28 protein-coding genes are annotated in these 26,168 nt (G+C 41.3%); 20 read left to right on the top strand and 8 right to left on the bottom strand.

The window, feature by feature from the left end:
• Positions 1-333: 333 nt before the first annotated feature.
• Positions 334-1,092, bottom strand: coding sequence for a metal-dependent hydrolase (locus OCU48_RS15505; RefSeq protein WP_141344716.1), 759 nt, complete (start codon positions 1,090-1,092; stop codon positions 334-336).
• A gap of 347 nt (positions 1,093-1,439) precedes the next feature.
• Positions 1,440-1,847 carry a VOC family protein gene (locus OCU48_RS15500; protein WP_141344715.1) on the bottom strand — a complete coding sequence of 136 codons (408 nt, stop codon included), beginning with the start codon at positions 1,845-1,847 and terminating at the stop codon, positions 1,440-1,442.
• Between the two features lie 290 nt (positions 1,848-2,137).
• On the opposite strand from OCU48_RS15500, the gene OCU48_RS15495 reads away from it, so the two are divergent.
• The gene (locus tag OCU48_RS15495) at positions 2,138-3,262 is read left to right on the top strand and encodes a M14 family metallopeptidase (protein WP_141344714.1); all 1,125 of its coding nucleotides are present in this window, start codon (positions 2,138-2,140) and stop codon (positions 3,260-3,262) included.
• 71 nt (positions 3,263-3,333) lie between these two features.
• On the opposite strand, the gene OCU48_RS15490 is transcribed toward OCU48_RS15495, so the two are convergent.
• On the bottom strand, positions 3,334-3,819 hold the full coding sequence (locus OCU48_RS15490) for an Lrp/AsnC family transcriptional regulator (protein WP_141344713.1): 486 nt from the start codon (positions 3,817-3,819) through the stop codon (positions 3,334-3,336).
• 119 nt (positions 3,820-3,938) lie between these two features.
• On the opposite strand from OCU48_RS15490, the gene OCU48_RS15485 reads away from it, so the two are divergent.
• The 4 genes from OCU48_RS15485 to OCU48_RS15470 all read left to right on the top strand — a co-directional run bounded on the left by OCU48_RS15485 (position 3,939) and on the right by OCU48_RS15470 (position 7,979).
• The gene (locus tag OCU48_RS15485; RefSeq protein WP_141344712.1) at positions 3,939-4,538 is read left to right on the top strand and encodes a LysE family translocator; all 600 of its coding nucleotides are present in this window, start codon (positions 3,939-3,941) and stop codon (positions 4,536-4,538) included.
• Between the two features lie 472 nt (positions 4,539-5,010).
• On the top strand, positions 5,011-6,993 hold the full coding sequence (locus tag OCU48_RS15480) for an alkyl/aryl-sulfatase (RefSeq protein WP_141344711.1): 1,983 nt from the start codon (positions 5,011-5,013) through the stop codon (positions 6,991-6,993).
• 63 nt (positions 6,994-7,056) lie between these two features.
• Positions 7,057-7,566, top strand: a complete 510-nt coding sequence (locus OCU48_RS15475; protein WP_141344710.1) for a hypothetical protein — start codon at positions 7,057-7,059, stop codon at positions 7,564-7,566.
• Positions 7,567-7,808: 242 nt separating this feature from the next.
• The gene (locus OCU48_RS15470) at positions 7,809-7,979 is read left to right on the top strand and encodes a hypothetical protein (protein WP_167496165.1); all 171 of its coding nucleotides are present in this window, start codon (positions 7,809-7,811) and stop codon (positions 7,977-7,979) included.
• 104 nt (positions 7,980-8,083) lie between these two features.
• On the opposite strand, the gene OCU48_RS15465 is transcribed toward OCU48_RS15470, so the two are convergent.
• Both OCU48_RS15465 and OCU48_RS15460 read right to left on the bottom strand, forming a co-directional pair.
• Positions 8,084-9,094 carry a CobW family GTP-binding protein gene (locus tag OCU48_RS15465; RefSeq protein ID WP_141344709.1) on the bottom strand — a complete coding sequence of 337 codons (1,011 nt, stop codon included), beginning with the start codon at positions 9,092-9,094 and terminating at the stop codon, positions 8,084-8,086.
• Between the two features lie 82 nt (positions 9,095-9,176).
• On the bottom strand, positions 9,177-9,845 hold the full coding sequence (locus OCU48_RS15460; RefSeq protein WP_141344708.1) for a DUF1826 domain-containing protein: 669 nt from the start codon (positions 9,843-9,845) through the stop codon (positions 9,177-9,179).
• 212 nt (positions 9,846-10,057) lie between these two features.
• Here OCU48_RS15460 and OCU48_RS15455 point away from each other — a divergent pair, with 212 nt between their 5' ends.
• From OCU48_RS15455 to OCU48_RS15445, 3 genes are read left to right on the top strand one after another with little or no spacing between them, the layout of a single operon-like run.
• A complete protein-coding gene (locus OCU48_RS15455) occupies positions 10,058-10,252 on the top strand; it encodes a cupin domain-containing protein (RefSeq protein ID WP_141344707.1) in 195 nt (64 codons plus the stop codon).
• A complete protein-coding gene (locus tag OCU48_RS15450; protein ID WP_141344706.1) occupies positions 10,239-10,970 on the top strand; it encodes an AzlC family ABC transporter permease in 732 nt (243 codons plus the stop codon). The genes OCU48_RS15455 and OCU48_RS15450 overlap by 14 nt, the downstream gene beginning before the upstream one ends.
• Positions 10,963-11,307, top strand: coding sequence for an AzlD domain-containing protein (locus tag OCU48_RS15445; RefSeq protein ID WP_141344705.1), 345 nt, complete (start codon positions 10,963-10,965; stop codon positions 11,305-11,307). Before OCU48_RS15450 ends, OCU48_RS15445 begins: the two co-directional genes overlap by 8 nt.
• Positions 11,308-11,510: 203 nt before the next feature.
• Here OCU48_RS15445 and OCU48_RS15440 read toward each other — a convergent pair whose 3' ends face one another.
• Positions 11,511-12,002, bottom strand: coding sequence for a MarR family winged helix-turn-helix transcriptional regulator (locus OCU48_RS15440; protein WP_141344704.1), 492 nt, complete (start codon positions 12,000-12,002; stop codon positions 11,511-11,513).
• A gap of 96 nt (positions 12,003-12,098) precedes the next feature.
• Here OCU48_RS15440 and OCU48_RS15435 point away from each other — a divergent pair, with 96 nt between their 5' ends.
• The 3 genes from OCU48_RS15435 to OCU48_RS15425 all read left to right on the top strand — a co-directional run bounded on the left by OCU48_RS15435 (position 12,099) and on the right by OCU48_RS15425 (position 14,802).
• Positions 12,099-13,295, top strand: a complete 1,197-nt coding sequence (locus OCU48_RS15435; protein ID WP_141344703.1) for a multidrug effflux MFS transporter — start codon at positions 12,099-12,101, stop codon at positions 13,293-13,295.
• Positions 13,296-13,491: 196 nt separating this feature from the next.
• Complete coding sequence (locus tag OCU48_RS15430) at positions 13,492-14,142, top strand: DsbA family oxidoreductase (protein ID WP_141344702.1); 651 nt, start codon at positions 13,492-13,494, stop codon at positions 14,140-14,142.
• A gap of 69 nt (positions 14,143-14,211) precedes the next feature.
• On the top strand, positions 14,212-14,802 hold the full coding sequence (locus tag OCU48_RS15425; RefSeq protein ID WP_141344701.1) for a TetR/AcrR family transcriptional regulator: 591 nt from the start codon (positions 14,212-14,214) through the stop codon (positions 14,800-14,802).
• A 229-nt stretch (positions 14,803-15,031) separates the two neighbouring features.
• On the opposite strand, the gene OCU48_RS15420 is transcribed toward OCU48_RS15425, so the two are convergent.
• Complete coding sequence (locus OCU48_RS15420) at positions 15,032-16,090, bottom strand: DUF1254 domain-containing protein (protein WP_141344700.1); 1,059 nt, start codon at positions 16,088-16,090, stop codon at positions 15,032-15,034.
• A 190-nt stretch (positions 16,091-16,280) separates the two neighbouring features.
• Positions 16,281-17,339 (bottom strand): DUF1254 domain-containing protein, encoded by a 1,059-nt coding sequence (locus tag OCU48_RS15415; protein WP_141344699.1) that lies wholly within the window; start codon positions 17,337-17,339, stop codon positions 16,281-16,283.
• Between the two features lie 304 nt (positions 17,340-17,643).
• On the opposite strand from OCU48_RS15415, the gene OCU48_RS15410 reads away from it, so the two are divergent.
• The 9 genes from OCU48_RS15410 (at position 17,644) to OCU48_RS15370 (ending at position 26,167) form a co-directional block, all read left to right on the top strand.
• Positions 17,644-18,612, top strand: a complete 969-nt coding sequence (locus tag OCU48_RS15410; RefSeq protein ID WP_141344698.1) for an AAA family ATPase — start codon at positions 17,644-17,646, stop codon at positions 18,610-18,612.
• A gap of 11 nt (positions 18,613-18,623) precedes the next feature.
• Positions 18,624-19,553, top strand: coding sequence for a DUF58 domain-containing protein (locus OCU48_RS15405; protein WP_141344697.1), 930 nt, complete (start codon positions 18,624-18,626; stop codon positions 19,551-19,553).
• Positions 19,554-19,558: 5 nt separating this feature from the next.
• Entirely contained in the window at positions 19,559-20,062 is a 504-nt protein-coding gene (locus tag OCU48_RS15400) for a DUF4381 domain-containing protein (RefSeq protein ID WP_141344696.1), read from the top strand.
• Positions 20,055-21,080, top strand: a complete 1,026-nt coding sequence (locus OCU48_RS15395; RefSeq protein WP_141344695.1) for a vWA domain-containing protein — start codon at positions 20,055-20,057, stop codon at positions 21,078-21,080. The genes OCU48_RS15400 and OCU48_RS15395 overlap by 8 nt, the downstream gene beginning before the upstream one ends.
• Positions 21,073-22,056 carry a VWA domain-containing protein gene (locus OCU48_RS15390; RefSeq protein WP_141344694.1) on the top strand — a complete coding sequence of 328 codons (984 nt, stop codon included), beginning with the start codon at positions 21,073-21,075 and terminating at the stop codon, positions 22,054-22,056. Before OCU48_RS15395 ends, OCU48_RS15390 begins: the two co-directional genes overlap by 8 nt.
• On the top strand, positions 22,050-22,679 hold the full coding sequence (locus OCU48_RS15385; RefSeq protein ID WP_141344693.1) for a hypothetical protein: 630 nt from the start codon (positions 22,050-22,052) through the stop codon (positions 22,677-22,679). The genes OCU48_RS15390 and OCU48_RS15385 overlap by 7 nt, the downstream gene beginning before the upstream one ends.
• Positions 22,666-23,991, top strand: coding sequence for a BatD family protein (locus OCU48_RS15380; protein ID WP_141344692.1), 1,326 nt, complete (start codon positions 22,666-22,668; stop codon positions 23,989-23,991). Before OCU48_RS15385 ends, OCU48_RS15380 begins: the two co-directional genes overlap by 14 nt.
• A 209-nt stretch (positions 23,992-24,200) precedes the next feature.
• On the top strand, positions 24,201-24,842 hold the full coding sequence (locus OCU48_RS15375) for a CatB-related O-acetyltransferase (protein ID WP_141344691.1): 642 nt from the start codon (positions 24,201-24,203) through the stop codon (positions 24,840-24,842).
• A 242-nt stretch (positions 24,843-25,084) separates the two neighbouring features.
• Positions 25,085-26,167 carry a glycosyltransferase gene (locus OCU48_RS15370; protein WP_141344690.1) on the top strand — a complete coding sequence of 361 codons (1,083 nt, stop codon included), beginning with the start codon at positions 25,085-25,087 and terminating at the stop codon, positions 26,165-26,167.
• Position 26,168 lies beyond the last annotated feature (1 nt).

The following is a 26,168-nucleotide window of genomic DNA, read 5'->3' as shown; positions in this document are numbered from 1 at the left end:
AATACAAAAACCATAGACGTGAAAAAGGACAAACCAAGATTTGTCCTTTTTATTTAAGCCGTTGACGTTGTTATTCTTATGACAGTCTAGCTTACATTTCACATGCATGACGTTAATATCAACAATATTTAATTGTGCCCCGAAGATCCTTCGGCTTAAACTTAGTATAAGTTAATACATGATACTTTCTCACTATACGTGAACACAGGCATTCATGATGAAGGCATACTAAGATTAGATTCAGTTTTGGGGACTTTGCTGATACGCAGCGATTCTAATCAACGATGTAAACATTAATTACCATTAAGCGTTAAAACAAAAGATCCTTCTTCATCAGATTGTATTTTGGCTCATCGCCTTACGGGTCGAGGTAATCACTTCATCAAAAAAATGGACCACCTCACCTTTGTTTAACCAATCTGGTTTAAAGCGAAACTCGCTCCAATTACTTACCTTATGCCACGTATTATCTAACGCAGGTCCATGCACATATAGAACCCCAATCAATAGACACTGACATGCACTAATAAAAGGGTTTTTGGGCGAAAATACTTTAAGCGCAGTACCAAAAGACATCTTAATGCGTCGATTAGCTAAATCTACACTATACAATTCATCCAACATAAGATGAACCACACCACCAAAACAGATAAAAGCACCAGAAAGCCAAGCGGTGACATCGCTATAACCAAGTAGAAACACCAACCAAACTATGAGTAATCCTGACATTGCAATGAACGCTAATGAATGGCACGACCCCCTATGTACTGTAAGTTTCTCTAGCATTGCTTTTAAGTTATACCTAATAGATAAATAACAAAATATGCTATATACAATCAGTTCCAGCATGGAAACCGTCAGGTAGATATGACCTACGAAGCTAAAAGTGGTGAGGGCTCCAAACAAACGAAATAGCGTACTCATTGAGGTCGAATTATCGGAGTCGATATCAGGTAGCAATCCGCCAATGGTACCCAGTAAAATCAGCCACAGAGCGGTAATGGGTACAATGTGCCCTGCCGATAGAAGGGCTGTCGCCGCTAAACTGCTCGTCAGCGCGGCTGTTCCAAGATGTGTATTGAAATTAGCCACTGTAATCACATATACAAAGATAGGCGTATCATCAAGACATAAGGGCGCTCCCTATTAAAAACGTCTTGTCCAATGGCTATCTTTACCTTATAAAACTGGATAAATAAACAGTATACATCTTATATTGTAAGAACTGTACTAAATCACAGTATTTAACTCATATTTTGCATTATTAGCAGTTATTTTGATCAGTTTAAGGTTCCAAAATTAGCGTTTCGTAACCGATTTTTTTTAAAACCTATTAGTGTTCACCATTTAAACAGCATTTTCATTTTACTAATATCGACAAGATTAACTTTAGCCAGTTCATCTTCACACTGGTTGTTTATTGATTCATAACTTAACGATCAAACTTTGTTCAGCTGTAGTAAGTCCCATTTATTACCATAGAGATCTTGAAATACCACTACCGTCCCATAACTTTCTTCTCTGGGCTCTTCATTAAAGACAACACCGTTCTTTCTCATTCTGAGATAATCTCGCCAAAAGTCATTGGTCTGCAAGAATAAGAACACTCTTCCACCCGTTTGATTACCAACAAATTTGCTCTGCTCATTTGTGCTGGCTTGAGCGAGCAAAAGGTGGGTGCCATTCGAGTTTGGAGGAGACACTTGTACCCAGCGTTTTCCATCGCCCAAATCGGTGTCTTCGATTAATCTGAATTGAAGTTTCTGAGTATAAAATGCGATAGCATCGTCATAGTTTTCAACTAGGAGTGCTATGTTTCCAATTTGTTGTTGAGTTAATTGTGACATAAGTTCTCCAAGTTTAGATTGGCCAATTTCCAGTGGAGTAATTTTAGCCTTAATCGCTTCTGTATAGAGCTAGACTGATCGCCATTAAAATAAACCATACACAATAAAGCCGATTTAGAACAAGCATACATTTACTGTAGTTAGCTGTTTAACTGATCGCATTATCGTCAGGATGGGAGAAGCTGGATTTTGATTATGTAAAGAAAGAAAACAATCAATAAATGTCAGCAATAATCTACAAATAAAATGTGCTAGTCTTAGCCAAACTCAATCACGAGAAACTCACAAAAATGAAAATTTTTAGTAACTTCGAAAGTGGCAATATCAACGTTGTGTCATCGGACTCTCCAAGTAATATTCAACTCACTATCCCTGCCGATAACAACACAGATATTTCACAATGGTTTCATTTCCGTTTAGAAAGCGAAGCTCATCATGCTCACCATTTTACCATTTCTGACTTGGACACATCGGCATACCCAGAAGGCTGGCGTGACTACGATGTTGTCGCTTCTTATGATCGTGAAGAATGGTTCCGTATTCCTGCAGAGTTTGATGGTAATGCATTAACCTTTAATATCATTCCAGAACACGATTCTATGTACTTCGCCTACTTTGCACCGTATTCATATGATCGCCATCTGGATCTATTGCATAGTGCGCAAACGCACCCTGCGTGTAAGCTTGAGACACTGGGTCATACGTTAGATAACAATGATATCAGCCTACTGACTATTGGTGAGCCAAGCCCTGAAAAGAAAAATATATGGATCATCGGTCGCCAGCACCCAGGTGAAACTATGGCAGAGTGGTTTATCGAAGGCTTGTTGCAACGTCTTCTTGATGAAACAGATACCGTTGGCCGTGCCCTGCTGGATACTGTTGTTATTCGCGTGGTTCCCAACATGAATCCAGACGGAAGTATTCGCGGTCATCTTCGCACCAATGGTGTCGGTGTTAACCTTAACCGCGAATGGCAAAGTCCTACAATGGAACGAAGCCCCGAAGTATTCCTCATTAGACAACGCATGCTAGAAACGGGTGTTGATATGTTTTTGGATATCCACGGTGATGAAGCTATCCCATACAACTTTGTTGCAGGAAGTGAAGGTATTCCTTCTTACAATGAACGCATCGAACACTTAGAAAAACACTTCAAGCAGGCGCTCCTGACCATCACTCCAGAGTTCCAAGATGAGGTGGGTTACGACAAAGACGAACCAGGTAAAGCTAACCTCACCGTGGGTTCAAACTGGGTTGCAGAGCAATTCAAGTGCCTGTCTTACACCGTAGAAATGCCGTTTAAAGATCACATCGCCCATGCCGACGAACTTTACGGTTGGTCTCCAGATCGCAGTGTCGCCTTTGGTCATGACATGCTAGCGGCGGTATGGACTACAGCGTCAGAGTTATAATCTAGTAAAACGCATTAATAGGGCCTGAAGGCAATTTTGCTTTCAGGCCCTATTATTTTATTCCATACCAATCAATCAGTAAGCGGTAGTTGATAACTGTTCTTGAGCTCTTTTACCGAAATATTCGATTGAATCGCACTCACGCCCTTCACTCTTCTAATTGAACTTATCCGTTCAAAGTACTCTTCCAAATCTATAGCAACCACTTGAACCATGTAATCCGCCCCACCAGCAATACAGTGGCACATTGGTATCCAATCGGTAACGGCGACAAACTCTTCAAAAGGTTCGGTGTTCTCTACTTCATGATTACCCAACGTAACAAGCGTGAAACCTGCTACGTGAAAGCCGAGCTTCTTACGATTTAACTTCGCAACATAGCCGTCTATATAGCCTGTTTCTTCCATTCGTTTCCAACGACGCCAACAGGGAGTTTCGCTAAGATTAACCTTTTCTGCGAGCTTACTATTGCTCATGCGGCCATCTTGTTGAATATGCCCTAATATGGCGATATCCGTTTCGTCCAACACCTCGTTAGTGGATTCTTTCTTTTTCATGCTAGTTATTGAAATTCTCTGCTCATTTTACTCAAAATTATAACTCATATAGCAATTTAATTCCTGGTCGAGTCTGTAAACTCTGCGCATCAATAATTACTTATTAGGAGTGAGAGGAAATGAGCTCTCAGTTAATGCTGGCGTTCTTGCTGTTTTCAATATCTATTGCAATTACACCAGGTGCAGGAAACATCGCATTGCTTGGAATATCAAGTCGTTATGGCTTTGCTGCGACTTTACCTTTTATATCTGGGAACGCTTTTGGCATCATCATAGTACTGGGGGGTTCTAGTATTGGATTAGTGAGCCTCTTTACCCTTTATCCAGAGCTATATACCATCTTAAAATATATTGGTGCCGCATATTTACTGTTCATGGCATGGTCGATCGCCAATCTTGAAATTGAAGAAAGCACCACTGACAAACGCTCAGGTTTTATGTCGGGTGTACTCGTTCAAGTGTTAAACCCTAAAGGTTGGATTGCTTCATTAACTGTGTTTTCGCAGTTCATCACTCCGAATATGGATTATCTGATTCAAGTCGTGACCATCATTAGTGGTATGGTCATTACGGGTGTACCTTGCATGTTAATGTGGGCGTATTGTGGCACCATTTTGAAAAAGCTACTGCAATCACCAAAACAAATGATGATTGTTAACCGCTGTTTGGGTGGCAGTCTAGCTATGGTAGTCGTTTTTATGCTTTCTCAACCAGCATAACGCACTATTCAGCACATTCTTACACAGTGATTCGGGCCACTAACTGATGGCTCGATCATCTTGGTACCTCATTACGCTATTCTCAATATCCCCTCCCACTCTCCAAACTTATTTTTAGCCTCTCCTCGTTCATTCTTTTACTTTCTTCAACAGAACTCAATACAGAGTTACAAACTACGAATCATAGAACTCTAAGTCCAGTTACTAGACTTAAATTAACGCCAGATATTTTTATTATAAATATCAGATAGTGACTTAAGGATAATGATTCATATACCTACCTCTTATAATCTTAGTTCAGTCGGCACTTAGCCCAATAAGTATGTATCTGCAATGTCGCTAAGACTCAGCCATAGCGACTGTTGCTTGAAAATTACGAATGACACTGATTGAGGTTCACTAATACTTCGTCACGACAAAATGTGGTCATTTAAAACATTGTTTATTAAAACTTACAAAGAGAAATTAATTTATGCTCAACAAAAAGATCCTTTCACTCGCTATATGCGCTTCATTTATTGCGAGTACTAGTCTGGCATCAACCGCTACTGGCACATTAGGTTTAACTCCTGACGCTAAGCCTGCTTCAGAATATACGCTCAAGAGTAATGAAGAAGTGAAGGATTATCTGAATTTTGCGGATAAATCTGATTTCGACGATGCTAAACGAGGCTTCATTGCGACTTGGCCAGAAAGCAAAATAATGGCTGATGATGGTGGTGTTGCTTGGGATTTCTCTAAGTATGACTTCATTCAAGAAGGCAAAGACATAGATACAATTAACCCATCGTTACTTCGAGTTGCTCAGCTAAATAACTTGCATGGGCTTTACCAAGTGTCAGACGGCATTTATCAAGTTCGTGGATTTGACTTATCTGTTATGTCTTTCGTTCGCGGTGAAAAAGGTTGGATTGTAATCGATCCGTTGTTAACAGTTGAAACAGCAAGAGCCGGTTTATCTCTGCTTCAAGAGCACGTTGAGAATGTACCTGTAACAAATGTCATATACACTCACTCACATATTGACCACTTCGGTGGTGTACGAGGCGTAACTACTCAAGCTGATGTTGATGCAGGGAAAGTAAAAGTATACGCACCTAAAGATTTCTTCCGTAACTCAATTGATGAAAATGTACTAGCAGGCACTGCTATGTCACGTCGTGCATCTTTTATGTACGGCAACCTGTTAAGTGCTAGCGAAACTGGTCAAGTTGATGGTGGTTTAGGTAAAACTACATCGACGGGTCTTCCAACAATCATCAAAGAAACGGTCGCTGTTGTTGAAACAGGTTCGGTAATGAAAATCGATGGTTTAGATGTTGAATTCCAAATGGCGCAGCATTCTGAAGCACCATCAGAATTTATGTTCTACTTCCCGAAATACCGTGCATTCATGGCATCAGAAGTGCTAACAAATACAATCCATAATATTTCTACTCTTCGCGGAGCAAAAACACGCGATGCATCTTTATGGGCTGGCTACGTAGATGAGTCACTTACTCTATTTGGTGATAGATCTGATGTAATGTTTGCATCACATCACTGGCCAACTTGGGGTACTGAAAACATCAAAGATCAGATTTCGAAAACACGAGATCAATATAAATTTGTTCATGACCAAGTTTTACGTTTAGCTAATATGGGTATGACAACAAATGAAATTTCAAACACCATTAAGTTACCAGATAGCCTAGGCAAAGAATGGTATAACCGTGGTTACTACGGCACCGTATCTCATAATGCTAGAGCAACATATGATTTTTATTTTGGCGCATGGTGGGACGGTAACCCAGCGAACTTAAACCCTATGTCACCGACAGATGAAGGTGAGCGTTATGTAAAAGCATTTGGTGGTGAAGACAAAGTTGTTGATGCAGCTCGTGAATTTGTTAAAGACGGCGAATACCGTTTTGCTGTTCGTCTTCTAAATCACGTTATTTTCTCTAACCCGAACAATAAAGAAGCTCGTTACTTATCTGCAGATGCGATGGAACAGCTTGGCTATCAAGCAGAATCTGGTCCTTGGCGCAATTACTACCTAGGGGGAGCTAAAGAACTTCGTCAAGGTATTAAGCCCGTACCGACTCCAAACACAGCAGCAATTGCCGTTAACATGCCATTTGAGTCTTTCTTACGTTACTTAAGTGTGACCGTTAACCCTGAGAAAGCAGCAAACCTAGATCTACGTGTGAATTTCAACGTAGAAGGCGAAGGCAAATACTCTGTAGAACTGAGTAACTCAGTGCTTAAAACATACAATGACCGTCAGTTTGATGATGCCCAAGCTAATGTAACAATGACGCGTGCTACGTTTGAGAAATTAGTTACGAAAAAAGCATCTCCTGAAGCGCTAATCAAGTCAGGTGAAATTGAAGTTACTGATGTAGAAACATTCCAAAAATTATTTGGATCGTTTGATACCTTTAACCTTTGGTTTGGTGTAGTTACTCCTTAAGTAAAACTTTATTTTCAATAATATTTAGGGAAGCATCGCTTCCCTTTTTTAGAGGTTTATTTCATGAAAAGCACGGCTAGATTACTACTTGTAACATTACTCTTTCCTTTTAAGGTGCTTGCCTGTGCAGGTCTTTACGTTATCCCTGGCGAAACGATTCCTTCAGAAACCTTTAATGTTCAAGCTTCAGTTCACACAGCATTAGAGCAAGGGTTATTTGAAGTGGATTTTGTAGAATACGCCCATAAAGCTGGCATTGTATTATTTCAGCTACAAAGTCTTATAAATCAAATGCCAGCAGACGAGAAACCATTCAATGGTGAGTTTTATCTTTATGAGACGAGTAACGGTCATTATTATCGTTTTGGTATTACCAAAGGGAAGGTAAGATTTGAGAATCATAAAGTGCCGGTAGGGACTGTAATAGACAGTTCAATTGTAACGGATATTGATGTGTTGAGCAGTGTAATTCAAGGTGACATCACTGTACAGCAGGCCATTAACGCGAATATTCTAATCATTCCTGATAGTTCGAATTTTGTAGTGCCAGCATTGAGCACAATACAAAGTTAATTTAACTGTTATTGCACGTCTCAGACTTTAAAAGCACATCGAGTGCTACCTATAATCGATAATTTGACACATATCTGCCATACAAGAGCAATCACTCTATATTTTGTCTACGAGTTCAATGTTCTATCTTTTTTGATACAAATTTAGGTGCTTTTTTAGGTAAAAACGCCAAGAAATTGAGATGGTGAGCAGGCCATATTAGATCGCTAATATCTCTATTTTATTCAGGTTTCGGAGGCGTTATGAAAAATAATAAACTAGGCCGTGTAATGACATTTAGCCGAATGTTTTCATTCATCTCATTTCTGTCAGCTACGCTCGCATGGATACTAAATATATACGCAGTGTTCGCGTTATCTGTCGCTAGTTTGGTTGTTAGTGCAGTACTTTTTGTTAGAGACAAGCATGCTTAACATAAGATAAAGAGCGCCTTAGCGCTCTTTATACTAGATTATACTTTGTAAAAACCTAACTGCTCAGTAACAAAACCCATCATTAGCCTAAAGCATTTCTATCCCTAATTGTTCTCGAGACAATGCAATAATTGCTCCTCAAACATGTCATTTTTTCTTTCCGAAATTATTTCTATCCGACTCTCCAAACACTCATCTAACTCGTATTCTGTTAAACCGTCAGTCGTTGAGTTATAACCGAAGATGCCACTATCAGTAATGAAAACCGCTTTCAAGCGTTCTGCTTTTATCTCATGCAGAAGTTGCAGCAATTTTTGACGGTTAAAAACTTTATCAGCAGACACTCGCCACCCCACACTATAGAACCCTTCCCCCTTTTTCATCGCTTTCATTAATCCGCTTTCGGGCAAAGGTTGTTCACGAACAGGTGGCGTTTTAACGCTCTGTTGTTGAAATAAGTGTTGCGTTATTTTGTCATGAAATTGAGTAGCGCCTTGAAGCTCAGAAAACGGAATAACGCCATATTCAGCGTAAATGACCCGAGTGTTCGCTAAACCCAATTCATCCATATAGGCTAATAGATATTGTTCATGCTCTTCTGTATAGAGATCGTGTTTGTTGCCAACAATCGTATCGGCAATGGCAATTTGCTGGTTAAACGTTTCATGCTCTGTATATCTTTGCTCAGACAATTTACGCGCATCGATTAACGTAATGTTCTTCTGCAAATCAAGTATTTGACGATAGTAATCAGTGGATAATACTTGAAGCACTTCTCGAGGATGACCAAGCCCTGTGGGTTCAATCAATAGACGATCTGGTTTGGACTCGGACAGTAATTGGTTCAAGGCTATTTGCATTGGTAAACCTGCCGCACAACACATGCAACCTCCGGGCACTTCCCGGACATAAACGTGACCGTCTTGAGTCTTATCGCCTTTCAGCAAACTGCCATCTATACCAATCTCACCAAACTCATTGACTAACACTGCCCAACGTTCATTTTTTGGCTTGTTGGCTATCAAATGCATAATGGCTGACGTTTTTCCTACTCCAAGAAAACCAGTGATGATATTGGTTGGCACACCAGAAATCAGCGTCTTATTAAAGTTCATTAGCTACTCTTTAGACCCCATGAAAAAAAACACTATTGCTCTGTCTTGCGACTTCATATCACTCTTAATACCAATCATGTGTCTAGATAAAGTCCAGTGTCAGTAGTAAACGTCGCTCGTGTGGTCCTATATTTGGAGAACGATGAACTAGCCCTGCGTTTTCATTACCTTGCCAACCGCTACCTTTCAATAAAGCAACCTCACCCATTTGCATCTTTTCTATTGTGCTTTCGCTATTCATCAAGCCAGATAGATGGTCAGGTTCTCCTAGACCACCACCCCCTAGCTTTCTGCGATCAATCCCTTCGTTTGCTAACCATTCAGTTGCTCTGCCGACATAGGTAGTCACCAAACGACATGGCACATGGTCAACATGAAATTTAGGGCACATAGGACTATCTAAACTAGTCAGTCTCAAGCCAACTTCTTTAACATCAAATAAACAGCAGAACATATCTACTATCAAAGCGATATCTTCACTCAGAATTTCAGCACACGCATAATCATCTAGCTTGTTTCTGATCTTATCCGCCGCATTTTTTGGCGTTACACTCAGAACTAGTGCTAGTGGTCTTCCTTCAATCAACATATGGTTTATGTCCGCTACTAGGCTCTTTGGTAACGTGCGTTGCCATATCGCAATGTTTTGCTCTGGCTGATAGATATTGGTGAGGATGCTAGGTTGATTCTCGATAAATGAAGATTCTTGTGAATAAACAGGCTCTGAAATTGCATCGTGTTCCAAGCTCATGTCTTTTCCTCTCAAGCGTTTTGTTTGCATATACATCAGGCATCTATTGCTATTGTGCAAGTTAAGACAAATCCCTGGACCTCTAGTGATATGTTATAACATATCACTAGAGGTCTTCAATCTTATACACTTTTCTTTGCTGTAAAATATAACGACACGAAATCGTTGACATTCACATGTTCCTTATATAGAACGCTCTATATAAGGAACATGTGAATGAGACAATGACTGTGATCTCTGGACATATTGAAACCGGACAAAAAGACAGTACAGAACTCCTTGCACCTGGCGATATACATTGCTTTGCGGCAGACACACCACACGTTTATCGAACCACATCTTTTAGCGCAACTATCTTAGTTACGATCAAATATGGCAACAAGGACAGCCTTAATGAACACCAATAGCCAAGTATCACGCTGGAAGCCTTGGATCGCTGGCGCAACCGATGCTCTTTCGCTAATGGGGGGCTATGTATCGGTCGCTGTCTCATTTGGTGTTATAGCGTTACAGTCCGGGTTTAGTGTTTGGGAAACCATCGCCATCTCCGTTTTTATTTATGCTGGAGCATCACAGTTCCTGTTTGTTGCAATGGTCGCCTCTGGCGCTCCCATTTGGTTAGTAGTAGTTATGACGCTTCTAATCAACGCAAGGCATGTGGTGTATGGCCCAAATATTGCTCCATACCTAACAAATAGTCGCTGGTGGATTCCCCTACTTCATGGCTTAACAGACCAAATTTTCGCCCTAGCACATACACGCCTACCTCAACTTTCACCTAGCGAACGCATTGGTTGGTATTCGGGTGCAGCTCTATTGGCTTGGTTTAGTTGGATTGGTGGCACGGCTTTAGGTGCTGTCGCAGGTGGTGAACTCATTAACCAGTGGCCGTTGCTCGGAGAAGTTTTACCTTTCGCCTTACCTGCATTGTTTCTGGTACTGCTAGCTCCGAAGTTCAACTCGCTTGCTTGGACTATCTCTCTTGTCGGTACGAGTTTGACTGCACTGATACTAAAGTTCAGTGGTTATCCAAACGCAGCTATACCTCTAGCGGCACTCTGTGGAACTTTACTCTATTACGGCGTTCGAACTACACCTATCTCAAAGGAGCAAAATCATGGATAAGTCATTATGGTTGGTCTTAATATTGATAGCCACGGGAACCTATGCCATGCGTCTTTTACCCATGCTGTGGATGTCCAAGAGATTAAGAAGGCGAGAACAAGGTACCGAACTCAATAATATTCCTACGTGGCTCTCTGTTTTAGGACCAACGATGATAGCTGCAATGTTCGGCACATCATTGATCCCTGCTACACCTTCAATGGTGTCGTGGGCAGCCACTTTAATTGGCACATTATTCACCCTGTTCGTTTGGTATTGGAAAAGAACACTTGGTCTGCCGGTACTTTGTGGTGTGGCGATATACGGGGTAATAATTTATGTCGGCCAATTCATTTAATAGCTAAGATTCTCAGTATTGCTTATAAGCACTGCACTTTAAATGCATCATTAAAATTCTTATAGGCATAGATAAAACGTTACACCATCACAAAAGTACTAATAGGATACAGGCAATATTGTTCACCTGTCCTTTAACAGTAGGTTCAAGGCAGTTTAGACTGCCTAAGTATTTATCTTAACCGTTTACACTAATAGGGAACTTTACTCCCACTGCCCTAAAACTTTACCTAAAAGAAGGTCTAACTGCTTCTTTTCCTCCTTCGTCAATATATCTAACTTCCGCAGTTCTTGTTGATGCAGCGTAAACGCCACTTGTTCAATCAACTTACAACCTTGTTTTGTCAGTTTCACGAGTTTACTGCGTCCATCATCTGGGTTTTCCACCCTTTCTATTAAACCTGCCTTTTCTACTCTGCCAAGAACTTTAGTTAAACCACCGGAACTAAACAACATAGATCGATACAAATCCGTAGGTGATAAACAGTAAGGTTCTCCACTGCGCCTGAGCGTCATCAAGATGCCAAAATCGGCTTTTTGCAAGTGATGATGAACAATTATGGCTTCTAAGTCGTCATCCAAATGGCTGTGTATTCGATGAATCATGAGAATCGTGGACCTAAACTCATCGAACGCCTCAGGCCAATTGGCTACTCCTCGCTTTAAAATTGTTTCCAGACTTTCCTGCTTTAACATATTCGACAACTCTTTATCAGACTACTTAATGAAATATATCTTGCCCGAAAGATAAAATCCACCTATTATCTTTCCAGAAAGATAAATGAGGTTTTAATGAAAAATTCTATTAACCCTAGTCTCGTTGTGCTCCTCGCAGCGGTGTTTGCGATGACGCCATTTGCAATCGATAGCTACTTACCTGCTATCCCTAGCATTGCTACAGAAATGAATGTCGATACAGCGATGATCTCTATTACCGTCAGTATCTATGTATTCGGATTAGCCATAGGCCAGTTAATTGGTGGCCCACTCTCCGACAAGTTTGGTCGAATGAAGGTAATGGTTGCAGGTTTAGTGCTATTTGCGCTTTGTAGCATCATGCTTGCACTATCAGCAAGTGTTCATAGTTTCTGGTTCTGGCGTATATTGCAGTCTTTAGGTGGCGGTATTGCAGTCGTTGGTGTTCCGGCAACAATCCGAGATAATACCGAGGGTAGTGAGTCCGCAAAACTGTTCGCTCTTATCGCGCTTATCAGCATGATCGCCCCTTCTATTGCACCTTCGGTAGGTACAGCAATTATGAATCTATTTGGTTGGCATTGGATATTTATTATCTCTGGTAGTTTGGCCTTAATAGTCGCCTTCGTTGCTACTCGCGTTTTGCCTAAGCCAAAAAAGGCTAAGTCAACATCGAGCCCTGTCCGTTACAAGCATGTGTTTACAGAATCTAGAGCATTAGGTTACATGCTTTCTCAAAGTTTTAGCTTCTCTGTGCTAATGACATTTATTGCAAATGGCGCGTTTGCTTACATGATTCATTTTGGTGTTACTCCAGAAATGTTTTCTGCGCTTTTTTTAGTCAACGTCATCGGTGTTGCTATTGTAAATCGACTCAATTCATTTCTATTGAGTCACCATTCACCTGAGAAGCTATTGGTAAACTTTATTGGTCTTCAGGTGTTTGGCACAACTATATTGGTAGCATCGCAACTCATTGCCCCCGACAGTTTATGGTTTGCTGTCATTGGCTTTGTGATCAGTATTTCTGCCAATGGAGGCATCATGGCTAACTCTAATGCCAGTTTCCTGAAACATTTTGGACAAGGTGCTGGTGTCGCTTCTGCTGCACTTGGTGCAACACAGTTTTTTACCGCTGCAAGCATCAGTGCGCTCGCGGCCTTACTAAGTAAAAATTCACTATGGCCGATTGTCACTATTATGTTTTGTGCGTCACTGATTTCACTATTCGGAGCCATCAAGACCAATAATCATAATCGTATCTACCAAGTGCCGTTAGAGGGTGAAGCTTAAGTCACTTTCATAGCACACTCACATGGGGCATACAGTATGCCCCTTCGCTTTGATTGACCTGTAAGGAACAAACCTGTCTGCACTCTTTACTATCGCTACTTACTAAACTAACCGCGCTTTCCCTGCTTTTTCTTTCCTTTCTGTGCTAGCGGTGTATTATCTTCATATAACGATCGTTCAAGTTAGAGGTTAGTCAATGAGTCGCAAGATAAAGCTAGATATTGTTTCGGACGTAGTTTGTCCTTGGTGCATTATTGGTTACAACAATCTACAAGCTGCAATCAACGAGCTAGAACTACAAGATAAAATCGATATTGAATGGCAACCGTTTGAGCTAAATCCTGATATGTCCGCCGAAGGGGAAAATCTTCGCGATCATATCGCTCGAAAGTACGGTAGTAGTCCCGAAGAAAGTGCTAATGCCAGAGAACGAATCACTGCAGCTGGCGCGGAACATGGCTTTCTATTTAACTATTTCGATGAAATGAAGATGGTAAACACGTTAGACGCGCACATACTTTTAGATTACGCCAAGCAACATGGCAAACAAACCGACTTAAAACTGAAATTATTCAACGCCTTTTTCACGGAACAAAAAGATATCTCTGATCGCACTATTTTAAGACAAGAGCTTGGTGCTATTGGTTTAAATGTTAATGACGGTATGGTTAGTTTAGATAAAACAGAGCTCAGAAATGAGATAAAAAACCAAGAAGTACAATGGCAACAGATGGGAATCACTGGAGTACCGACAGTTATCTTCAATAGAGAAAGTGCCGTCACAGGTGCTCAGCCTGTTGAAAACTATAAACAAATCTTACTAGAGTTAAGTAAAGGGCTAGATTGATATTGAACGGTCGTTAATATGATCGCTATAATCCGCGTGTGAATAATTGTAGATACAGTAGGTATTATCATGGCCAAACGTGCTCTTTTTGATAGAGACGATGTCATCAATAAAGCCAAAGACCTTTATTGGGAAAAAGGCTATCACGGCACTTCAATGCGAGCACTACAAGATGCTCTTGATATGCGCCCTGGCAGTATCTATGCAGCATTTGGTAGTAAAGACAATCTGTTCAAAGAAGCTATTCAACATTACTCTGAAGAAAGTGGCGAAATCCTAACCCGTTGTATGCAAAATGCTGACTCCAATATAAATGGGTTAAAAGCATTTATTAAAACCATCACTGTCGACGGCAAGAAGTCCGCCCCTAGTGGCATGTGTATGGTAGTAAAGTCTATTGCTGAATTAACTGAGACAGATAACCCTGAATTACTGTCGCTCGCTAAGCAGTTATTAGGTGATGTAGAATCTGAACTCTCAGAAATACTGACTAAAGCAATCGAGGCTGGAGAAATATCATCAGATAAAGACGCAGTAGAGCTAGCCCGATACGTTCAAGTACAAATTATAGGGCTAAGAACCTTTGCTCTTGCCACTGATGAAATTGCTCTAGTTGAGACGTTTATAGATAGCATCTTTGAGGATGGTCCGTTTCGTTAAAGATTCATCAATTACGTTTCCTAGATAGCTTATATTCGATATTAACTTTTACGCTCAGCCATTTTCTATTAACAAGTAAAACTAGACTACCACTCTACTCCCATCAACGGGATGTGTTTGGTGTTTACGGTACATACCCAAAAGTCTTTTTAAAGCCAACCTGTTTCTTACGACAAAATAAAAAAGCCTCGCTCTTTTAAAGAGCGAGGCTTTCTAATTCACCAATTCGTTATTTTACCGCTTTAACCGTTGGTAAAATTCGGTAGCCATCGGTTACTTTTTGACTAGGCATGTAGTGACGAATACCTAAATTAAATACATCAGAATCGTTGGCTGTTTGAATGTTGTTTGGTGCATCGTCACCACAGCCGAAGCTAATTGTATATGAACCATCTGCATTCGGCTTCGCCGTATTTGAGCTCAGATTTGCCACATCGTTAAACATGAACCCTGCTTTGTCATACACAGTAATAGACCAAAACGCTTGGTTCTTTGGATCTTCAAACGTGGCTTGATGGCACTGGTTTGCTGGGTAGTTTCCAGATATTTCATAAATATTGTCTTTTATCTGAGCTCCACCCCAACCAATCGCCGCACCTACTGCGTATTTTTCTTCAGTGTAGAGTTCTTTTGATTCATCGTTAGGGTCGGTAAACATTCCCGTCAACGCTTGGCTACCATCGCGCTTCAAGATAGTTGGCATCTGCGCTTTTAGTTCATTTTCCACTCTATTAAAAGATTCTTTATTGACTTGTTCCGCTGAAAACATTTTATTTGAGTTTGCATTTATGCTCATTTGATCTTGAACTTTACGAGCCTCAACTTCACTGAACGTTGCGTCTAAACGCACTACAATATACACATGATTACCTGTGTGAGTTTTTAACTCAAACGTACCCCCGCCATAGCCCATTGCTTGAATTCTGTGATCTTCTGTAACCACTTGATAAGATAAATATTTACCATCGGGAACTTCAGGAAGTGTAATAGATGCGCCTTCAGATACATCAACTACTGCCATCGAATAGTACGTATCTCTATTCATTCGAACAACGGGTTGTTGATCTGTTGGAGTAAGCTCACGCTTATGAAGGAATTTGTTGATACCAGCCAGGTCTTGGTTTTTTAAAATTTGACGAGAACTTTCAAATACAGCGTAGTTTTCAGCAGTAGTGATTTCCCCATCTTTACTAAAGAAATCTGCTTCGCTTGAAACTTGCGTTGCTGCAAAGGAAGGTAGAGATGCGATACCTAAACCAATGGATACTGCTAGTGCCAGTTTTTTCATTATGTACTCCGCTAAAAAAAGATATAGGCACAAGCCGTTTCTCCATCCCTAAGTGCTTACTGCCTCTCTGAGCAAAAGAATAAACAAATAGAGTTATTTAATCGAATTACAGTTTTCTATATATGATATGCGCTGAGTGTATACTTAGAAGGGTGTTAGGTTCTAAAATCTAACACCCCTGCTATTGATACTATTTTACCGCTTTAACATACGGGAGGACTCGGAAGCCATCTCGGATCTTTTGGCTTGGCATGTAGTGGCGGAATGCCATATTAAACATACCGGAATCGTTTTTAGTCTCAATGTTGTTTGGTGCATCATCGCCACAACCAAAACTTACAGTGTAAGTACCATCAGCATTCTTAGTTGCAGTATTTGAACTAACATTCGCAACGTCAGCGAACATGAAGCCTTGTTTGTTGTAAACCGTTACAGACCAGAATGCTTGGTTCTCTGGGTCTTCAAACGTGGCCTGATGACACTTATCCGCAGGGAAGTTACCCGATACTTCATAGATGTTATCTTGAAGCTGAGCACCACCCCAACCGATAGCAGCACCTACAGCGTACTTTTCTTCAGTAAACAATTCTTTCGACTCATCTTCTGGGTCAGTAAACATACCAAAGGTAGCTTGCGCACCATCGCGTTTTAGAATAACTGGCATTTGGGTTTTTAAATCTTTCTCTATTTCGTCAAACGCGACTTCTTGAACTTGAGGTGCTGTAAATTCTGTTGTTGCATTCGCATCAATGCTCATTTTATCTTGTATTTCGCGCACTTCTTTTTCGGTAAAGGTCGCATCGGTACGAACAATGATATAGACATGATCACCAATATGAGTAGATAGATCAAAAGTGCCCGCACCATATTGCATTGCTTGAATACGATGGTCTTCAGTGATCACTTCCATAGACATGTATTTGCCTTCAGGAATTTCTGGAAGCGTTACTGTCGCACCCTCAGAAACATTAATCACAGCCATAGAATAATAAGTATCTCGATTCATTCGAACCACTGGCTGTTCGTCAGTTGGAGTGAGCACTCTTTTGTGTTCAAAATTATTCACGCCAACCTTTTCTTGCGTTTTTAAGTACTGGCGTGCTGTTTCATGGATGGCATAGTTCTCTGAAGTCGTCACTTCACCTTTATCGCTAAAGAATTCAGTAAGAGTAGCTACCTCTGTAGCTGCTAGCGTTGGTAGAGCAACAATATTCAGACCTAAAGCGATACTTAGAGCAAGTTTTTTCATGGTGTGTGTCCTATCTAATTAATTCAAGTTAAACACTTCAAACCAACGCATGCTTCCTTAAAAATTGACTTGATTTGCCTTTCACGTTTCACAGTTTACGGGTTAGCTGAAGCAAAGCTATTGACTTAGATTAATACATGATATCCATAATAAGCATATTACAATTAAGAGAATAGTCACTATAGTAATATCAAAGGTTGGTAGATTTTTTTGCATATTTTCAGCGCAAAAGCTGCAAAGAAGCTATTTTTAACTATATGTATTTATTAACGTTTTAGCAACGAATACCACAAAAGGTAACAACATGAGCTCAACCTTAGATACGGTAATGCTACTTAAAAAGCAAATGCAGAAGTCTGTAATAGGACAACAACACATGGTCGATACACTGTTAGTCGCTTTGCTAACCAATGGTAACGTCTTACTAGAAGGCCTACCTGGTACCGCGAAAACCCGCTCTATTAAAGCGCTAGCAGACGCTTTATCTGTAGACCTAGGGCGAGTACAGTTCACTCCAGACCTACTCCCTTCGGACGTAACGGGAACTGAGGTCTATCAAGATGTTGACGGCAAACCCACCCTTACCTTCCAGCCTGGGCCCGTATTTAATAACCTGTTACTAGCAGATGAAATCAACCGCTCTCCAGCTAAAGTTCAAGCCGCTTTATTAGAAGCGATGGAAGAGAGGCAAATCACTGTTGCCGGCAAAACTTACCAACTTCCTGATTTGTTTATGGTACTCGCCACACAAAACCCTGTAGAACAGGAAGGTACTTACCCGCTGCCAGAAGCTCAAATGGACCGATTCATCATGAAGATCAATCTGGACTATCCCGATGCAGATGCGGAAGAACAAATCATTAAAATGGTGAGAGGAGAAGAAAAACCTTCTTCACCGAAGCCTGAACCTATTGATCCTGCGTGTATTTTTTCAGCGCGCGAGGAGATCCAAGATATCTACTGCAGTGATGCGGTACTCAAATACTTGGTAGCGATTGTTGTAGCCACTCGTCAGCCAGAGAAATACTCTAACTCACAGCTTGCAAACTGGATTGCCGTAGGGTCTAGCCCAAGAGCTACTATCGCATTAGATAAATGCGCTCGCGCAATGGCTTGGTTAAAAGGAAAAGAATTTGTAGATCCCGATGATGTGAGAGATGTAGTACATGGCGTTCTTCGCCATCGCCTTATTCTTTCATACGACGCATTAGCTGATGGAATTAGCTCAGATCGCGTTATTGATGAAATCTTGTCTCAAGTCGCAGTAGCGTAAGAGAGCAATCGATGAGCAAATCCAGCTCCATAGACGCGCAAATCTACACCGATTTAAAGTCGCTACGTTTAATGAAATATAAGGCAACTGGTTTTGATTTCCTGCCTCCACAGCCGGTGAATAGCCTATTAACGGGAAGGCACGTATCGAAGCTTCGTGGACGAGGTTTAAACTTTGAAGAGATGCGTCACTATCATATTGGTGATGACATTCGCACCATGGACTGGAAAGTCACCATGCGCACGGGGAAACCGCACGTAAAGATATTCTCGGAAGAACGCGAGCGAAACGTCTATTTACTTGTGGATCAAAGAACCAATATGTTCTTTGGTAGCACAGGAAAAATGAAATCGGTGATCGCTGCAGAAATCGCAGCTCTAATTGCTTGGAAAGTCACAGATTCGACAGACCGTGTGGGAGCAATCATCTACAACGATACAGTGGCAGTGCCCATTGCTCCGCAACGCAGTGCCAATCACGTGCTAAAGATCTTAAACGAGATTGTGATTAAGAATCAGCAGTTGAAAGTCGGTATCGCCGAGGACTCTCAAGGAAACTCATTTAGTAAACTGTTTCATCAGGCCAAGCGCTTGGTTAAACATGATGCCTTAGTCATCTTGATCACCGATGGATATGGCTACAACGAACAAAGTGAAGAACAAATCAAGACTCTGTGTAAACACAATGATGTCGTGTTGTGCCATGTGACTGACCCACTAGAACATAACCTAGCTGAACTGGACAAAATGATACTCAGTGACGGCGAAATGCAATTGGCAATTACCGGTAAGCAAGCTCAACTAAAGCAGCGCTTTGCAAAAGATGTGACTGACACTCTAGATAACTTTTCCCGAGTCGCTAAGAAGTATCGAATACCTGTCATCAAGATCAATACCGTTCAACCTGCAGATCAGCAGTTGCGAAAAGCACTTGGAGCTTAATTCTAATGAGTACTACTGCTGAAACACTTAAACCCATGAGTATGAACTCAATGATGTCAGGATTGGCTGAACCTTCTCTACCAGGGCCCATATCATGGATTCCCAATGCTCCAGGTTGGTATGTTGTTATTGGTATCTTTGCCTGCTTTGCGTTTTATCGTGTATACCTTGCTTATCGCAAGTATCAAGCCAATGTGTATCGTCGCATGGCCTTAGAGGAACTAAATAAACTACAAAAGTGCACTGATGGGATCATGCGATTACCGCAATTGCTTCGTAAAACCGCCCTTGATGCATATCCACGTCACCAAGTATCACCGTTACTAGGTGCGCAATGGGAGAGTTGGCTTGATCGTCAATGCAAAGGAAGCCAATTTTCTACGCAGTTTAATGGGCTGTTAGCTTCACTTTCTTATTCTTCAAATCCGGCTATCGACCAACAACAGTGCCAAGGTTTGTATACCCAGGCCGCTCATTGGATCAAACATCACGAGGTGGATCATGGTTGAGTTTGAATACCCACTCGCCTTTTTATTGGCCATATTGCCACTGCTGGTTCACCGTTTATTGCCCGCTTATAAGGAATCGAAAAACGCTCTACAGGTACCCTTTTTTGAACGTCTAGTTTCGGTCTCTGAGGATAAACCTTCTCAAAGCGCAACGTTACTTAAGCGAAGAAAGATACAGTGGGCATTAGTTGTCATTAGCTACCTATGTTTAGTCGCTGCAATTGCAAAGCCAATGTGGGTAGGTGAACCTATTGAACAAAAAAAGTCAGCTAGAGAGATCATGGTCGCACTCGATTTATCGGGCTCCATGTCTGAAAAAGACTTTACCGATGAACAAGGCAATAAACATGACCGCTTATACATCGCGAAACAAGTTCTTAGCGATTTCGTAAAACAGCGTGAGCATGACCGATTGGGGCTTATCTTGTTTGCCGATGCGGCATATGTTCAGGCGCCATTTACTGAAGATACCAAAACATGGTTGGCACTATTGGACGATGTTCAGCTTGGCTATGCTGGGTTTCAAACCGCCTTTGGAGATGCTATTGGTCTCTCTATAGCTGTATTTGAACAAGAACAGAGCAAGGAAAGAGTTATGATCTTATTGACCGATGGTGACGATACCAGCTCAAAAATGCCACCCGTAAAAGCTGCAGAAATAGCCGCTAAGTATGGAGTGAAAATTTATACCATTGCGATAGGTGACCCAAGCACGAAGGGACGATACAAGATGGACCTCCCTACACTAGAAAAGGTGTCAGAAATCACTGGAGGACAGATGTTCCATGCAATGAACAGAGCTGAGCTCAATCAAGCGTACGCCATCATTGATAAGTTAGAACAACAAGAATTTGAGCTACTGACTCATAGACCTCGTCACAGCCTCCATTACTGGGCGTTTGGCATTAGTTTTTTGTTTAATTTGCTGGCTGCACTATTCGTATTTGCAGGGCAAGTAAAACGTAGCAAGCGTATAACAGAGCTACTCACTCGCACTCATGGGGGACCAAATGAATAATTTGTTTGATTGGGGACTCGTGGGTGACATCAGCAATTTCCACTTCATTCGCCCATGGTGGTTATTAGCTCTAATACCGCTATTTGCGATACAGCAGTTAATGGTAAAACAAGATGATCTCGCTACTCAATGGCAATCTGTAATGTCAAAGAACATCATTACGCACCTGACGATTAATCAAAAACAAGGCGCCTGGTTGACACCTATAAAGCTTTTTTTCGTTTTCTCACTATTATCAACTCTAGTGATGGCTGGCCCAACGTGGAAAAAACAAGCCTCACCCTTTTTTGAAGATAATGCTGAGTTAATTATCGCCCTTGATGTATCAGGCTCTATGTCGAAAACCGATATTCAACCCTCTCGTCTAGAGCGTGCCAAACAGAAAATCTCACAATTAACTGACCTCAGGGGCGATGCTAAGACCGGACTGGTTGTATACGGAGGAAGCTCACATGTTGCTATGCCTGTAACTAAAGACAGAGAGCTAATTCGTTACTTTTTGGACGTCTTAGACCCTAGTTTATTACCGGATAATCAAAGCAAGCCAGTATCAGTTATTGAGCCGGTAGTAGGCCTATTGAGTAAATCAAAGGTGTCATCGACAGTACTTATTGTGACAGATAAAACTGACCAAAAAGCGATTGAGAAAATGCAGCAAGAGTTCACTTCTTTGGAGCACCAAGTATTGGTCTGGGCGATGGGTGAAAATGCCGATAGTGGTCGAGATGGGGCTCAAGGATTATCAGCATCGCAGATTCAAGACTTAGAAGCATTGGCTCACGCTGGTCATGGTTCGATGACCCTATTTACTCACGACTCAACGGATGTCGAACAAGTTTATCAAGATATTCAAAGTAATTTATTTGCTGTAAATGACAAAGCTCAACCTTGGATTGATTCTGGCTATCCGCTGCTGTTTTTGTTGTTACCCATTCAACTAATGTGGTTTAGAAGAGGATGGACATTGCAATGGTAACTATAAAACAATCACCTATGCACTGGATCATGCATAGACCAAGTTGGCAATGGATACTCCTAGTCCTCTTAGCTCTGTCGCTATTTGGAGCTTTATCCCCTACTCGCTTCATGAACTTTTGGCTGACTAAAGATCAACAAGGACATATTTATTTTAAGCAAGGAGAGTATGCCAAAGCCCAAGCATCATTTGATTCTGGAGAATGGAAAGCACGTAGCGCCTATCTATCTGGAGACTTTCAAAGCGCAATGTCACTGCTTAGTGGTCGTGAAGATACTCAATCTAAATATCTTCTTGCTAACGTGTTCGCTTATTCAAATCAGTTTGCACAAGCAAAATCACTTTATTTGGAACTTAGTCAGGACCCAGTACTGGAAAAAGAGATGAAGCAGAACGTTGAAGTGATGAACGCGGCCATAGAGAAGCTAAAAAATGCGCCTTTGGAAAAAAAAGAAGGTGAGAAAATGATTGATGATAGAAATATTGCCACCAGCGAAGAAGAAGGTTCAGAAGGTACGCCGACAGAGCTCTCAGATCAGGTTTGGTTAAAGCAGGTTAGACAAGACCCTTCAAAGTTCTTGCGACAAAAGTTTCAACAGGAATACGCAAATGAACAAGAGTAATCAATCAACAGACCGTTTTTACAATTGGGTCTATTCGGTATCACTGGGTTTAATATTTTTGGTTATGTCTAACACCACTATTGCCAATGATCTTCAGCCAGTCATAGATAATAAACAAATAGCTCTTTCAATAAAGGTCAAAGATCAAAATACAGCGCCTAAACAGCAGGTGCAGGTTGAAGTTGAGTTAAGCAGCACTAAACCCTTTAAAGACGCAATGGTAGTCCCTTATCTCGATTTAAAAAACGCCATAGTGAAAAAAGACGATCAACAAGTAACGCGATCCGCACGTATGTTAGACGGTGAAAAGTGGTATACACAAACAGCAAAGCTGTATATCTACCCTCTAACAGCAGGGGACTTTGTTATACCAAGTTTTGACGTTGCTGTAGTGCTTGAGAATGACAAGATAAATCCATTGAAAGGCACGATTTCCTCTGAGGACACACCCTTCAATGTAAAGACCCCTCCGTCACTGGAGATGAGTAGTGAATTTGTATCTGGCTCAGGTGCCAGCTTCACACTCACAACTGATAAACCTACTAGTGATCCCTTTGCCGTAGGCGATGCTGTGATATTAACCTATCAACTCAAGGTAAAGAACTCACATATGATGCTGTTACCCGACGTAAAAGTGCCAGAAATTGCGAGTGTTGAGGTTTACCAAAAACCAGTAGCTAAAGAAAATATCTTTGACCGTTTGAGTAAGCGCAATACTGCGGTATTGAACCAAGCTGTTACAGTAGTATTTCAAGAATCCGGTAAGTTAATCATCCCCTCACAATCAATAGAGTGGTGGGATACTGAGACTAATGAGCTTAAGACGCTGACAACTGACCCTTTGGAGTTTCAGGTTGGCACTAGTAGTGCGATCTTGCAAAATCATGACCTTGTTCAGTCTCTGATTGGGTTTGTGTCTAAATACAGCGTTTATCTCATTGGGCTATTCATTTTTGTAGGTCTAAGTATTGCCACCGTGATTGCACGTAAAACAAGACCCAACACTCAAAAAGTGCTACCGACTAAAATCGACATAAACACATATATCAAGCTCTATAAATCCGCTGTCGAAGATCAACATTATGCAGAAGCAGTTGACCATCTATATCTCATAGCTGGAAACCGTACATTTGTGGATAAACTGGATGACGAGTCCGTGAACATCTGGAAGCAACTACTGCGCTATTCTTTTGCTAGAGATGAGAGCATACAACCATTGAGCTCTTCGCAAGCACAAAGATTACTGACTGCGGTTACTCGCAACGATTCAAACCTAACAACAGAAGATTTTGATTGGAGACTTAACCCATAATTTTCTAAATAAGTCATTACGTGAAAATCGATAGGTCCATGCCTGTCGATTTCTCTTTTTTGGTTCATTACTAGCTGTGCTATCCTTGCACTGTCCATCAAATCAAATAACACTATGAAACTCATTCCTCTCCTCAAACAACCTCGAATCCACTGACTGCCCTTACGTGACACTGTAATGAAAATTCAATCACTGTTAGAGGTAACACTATGCAAAATAAACACTGGTCAAAATATCAGTTACTGCATGAGATAGTCAGTAACCCCAATATTACTGTAAAAGGTAAGCACAGTTATTACAGCGACTGTTGGGACAATGGCTTTGAGGAATCTGTCGTTCGCTATCTGCACGGCGATAAAATAAGCCGCGAATGGCAACCTCGTTGGGAGGTAGATAAACTCTTTATTGGAAATTATGTCTGTATTGGAGCTGAAGTCGTCATTCTTATGGGAGGCAATCATACCCACAGAGTCGATTGGTTTTGTCTCTATCCGTTTATGGATTACATAGATGAAGCCTATGTAAGTAAGGGGGACACACATATAGCTGATGGCGTTTGGATTGGCATGAGAGCTATGATAATGCCAGGCATCACTATTGGTGAAGGGGCCGTCATAGCAGCCAATAGCGTGGTGACTAAAGATGTTGAGCCTTATTCCATTGTGGCGGGATCTCCCGCTAAACTTGTAAAAAGGCGCTTTGATCCACTTGTGATTGAAGACCTGATAAACCTTGGAATTTACAGCTGGTCATCGGAAAAATTTGACGCTTTAAAGCGCTATCTATGCGCCTCTGATATCAATAACCTCAAAAACGCCGCCAAAGCATGGGATAGACAAAATAAAGACTAGGAAAAATTACCTAGCACAATCGAGCCGAGCTATTCATCGCTCGGCTTTTTTATGCCCCGCTAGATCATCGCTAATCATTTCTCTTTCCTTTCAAAATGATTCTCAGAGTAAGAAATATCAACCCCCTTCTGACAAAAAAGCTTTAAAACAATAACTTAAAGTTGGCACGACTCCTGCAACGTACGACTTATGTAAAAAAGATTTCTCCGCGACTCGCAAAGACACACAAACAAGGAATCGTTATGAAGAAAGATAGAAAAACAGTCGTTCACGTAGTACAGCATCTCTCCCCGGGTGGAATAGAGAGTTTGGCACTGGACTTCGTTTCTTTTAGTAGTAACGACCATGACGTTTACATTGTCAGTTTGCAAGGAACCAAAGAACAAGCTATCGAGAATTGGCCAAGGCTGGAAGCGTTTGCCGAGAACTTAATTTTCTTCAATAAACCTGACGCTTTTAGTCTCAAGACAATATCAGATCTCAGTGTTTTGTTTAGGGAGTTGCGCGTTGATGTCGTTCATACTCACCACATTGGGCCATTATTGTATGCAGGTCTTGCCGCAAAACGTTGTGGCATCAAATCTAAGCTTCATACCGAACACGATGTGTGGCATCTAAACAGCTTCAAACACCGACAATTACAACGCGCATTGTTAATGTGGGTTCAACCTATGGTAGTCGCTGATGCCTTTAAAGTGGAGCAGCGACTAGATGAGTTATTCACTCACTCTAAACTCACTACCATTCACAATGGTATTGATACCATGCGTTTTGTTGAAGGGAAAAAACAAGCCTCGAGAGAGGTACTAAATCTTCCCAATGACACAACTATTATAGGTACAGCCGGAAGATTAGAATCTGTTAAAGGTCATGATCTTCTGATTCAGGCGATAAGCGAACTACCTCGTCAATACCAGTTAGCTATTGCAGGAGACGGTTCCCAATTTGAAGCGCTCATAACTCTCACCCAGAGTTTAGGTATAGAAGATAGAGTCCACTTCTTAGGTCGATTAGAAGATATGCCTTTATTTTATCAAGCCCTAGATTTGTTCTGTCTACCTTCACGCCACGAAGGGTTTCCTTTAACCGCAATTGAGGCGCAATCTTGTGGAACCCCTACTTTAGTCACTGATGTCGGTGCATCTGCAGAAACTTTATGTCCGGATAGCGGATTGTTAGTGGAAGCCAATTGTCCTCATAAACTGGCCTACTCAATCCAGGCGTTCAAACCATCGAATACGTCACCACGGAAGCATGTCGTTGAGAAACACGATATTCGAGACGTAGTCTCCCGTTATCAACAACTCGCCAATATTGGAGCTTAAT

Source organism: Vibrio inusitatus (genome assembly GCA_024346935.1).
Lineage (GTDB): Bacteria > Pseudomonadota > Gammaproteobacteria > Enterobacterales > Vibrionaceae > Vibrio > Vibrio inusitatus.
This window is presented reverse-complemented; position numbering and strand designations above follow the sequence as displayed.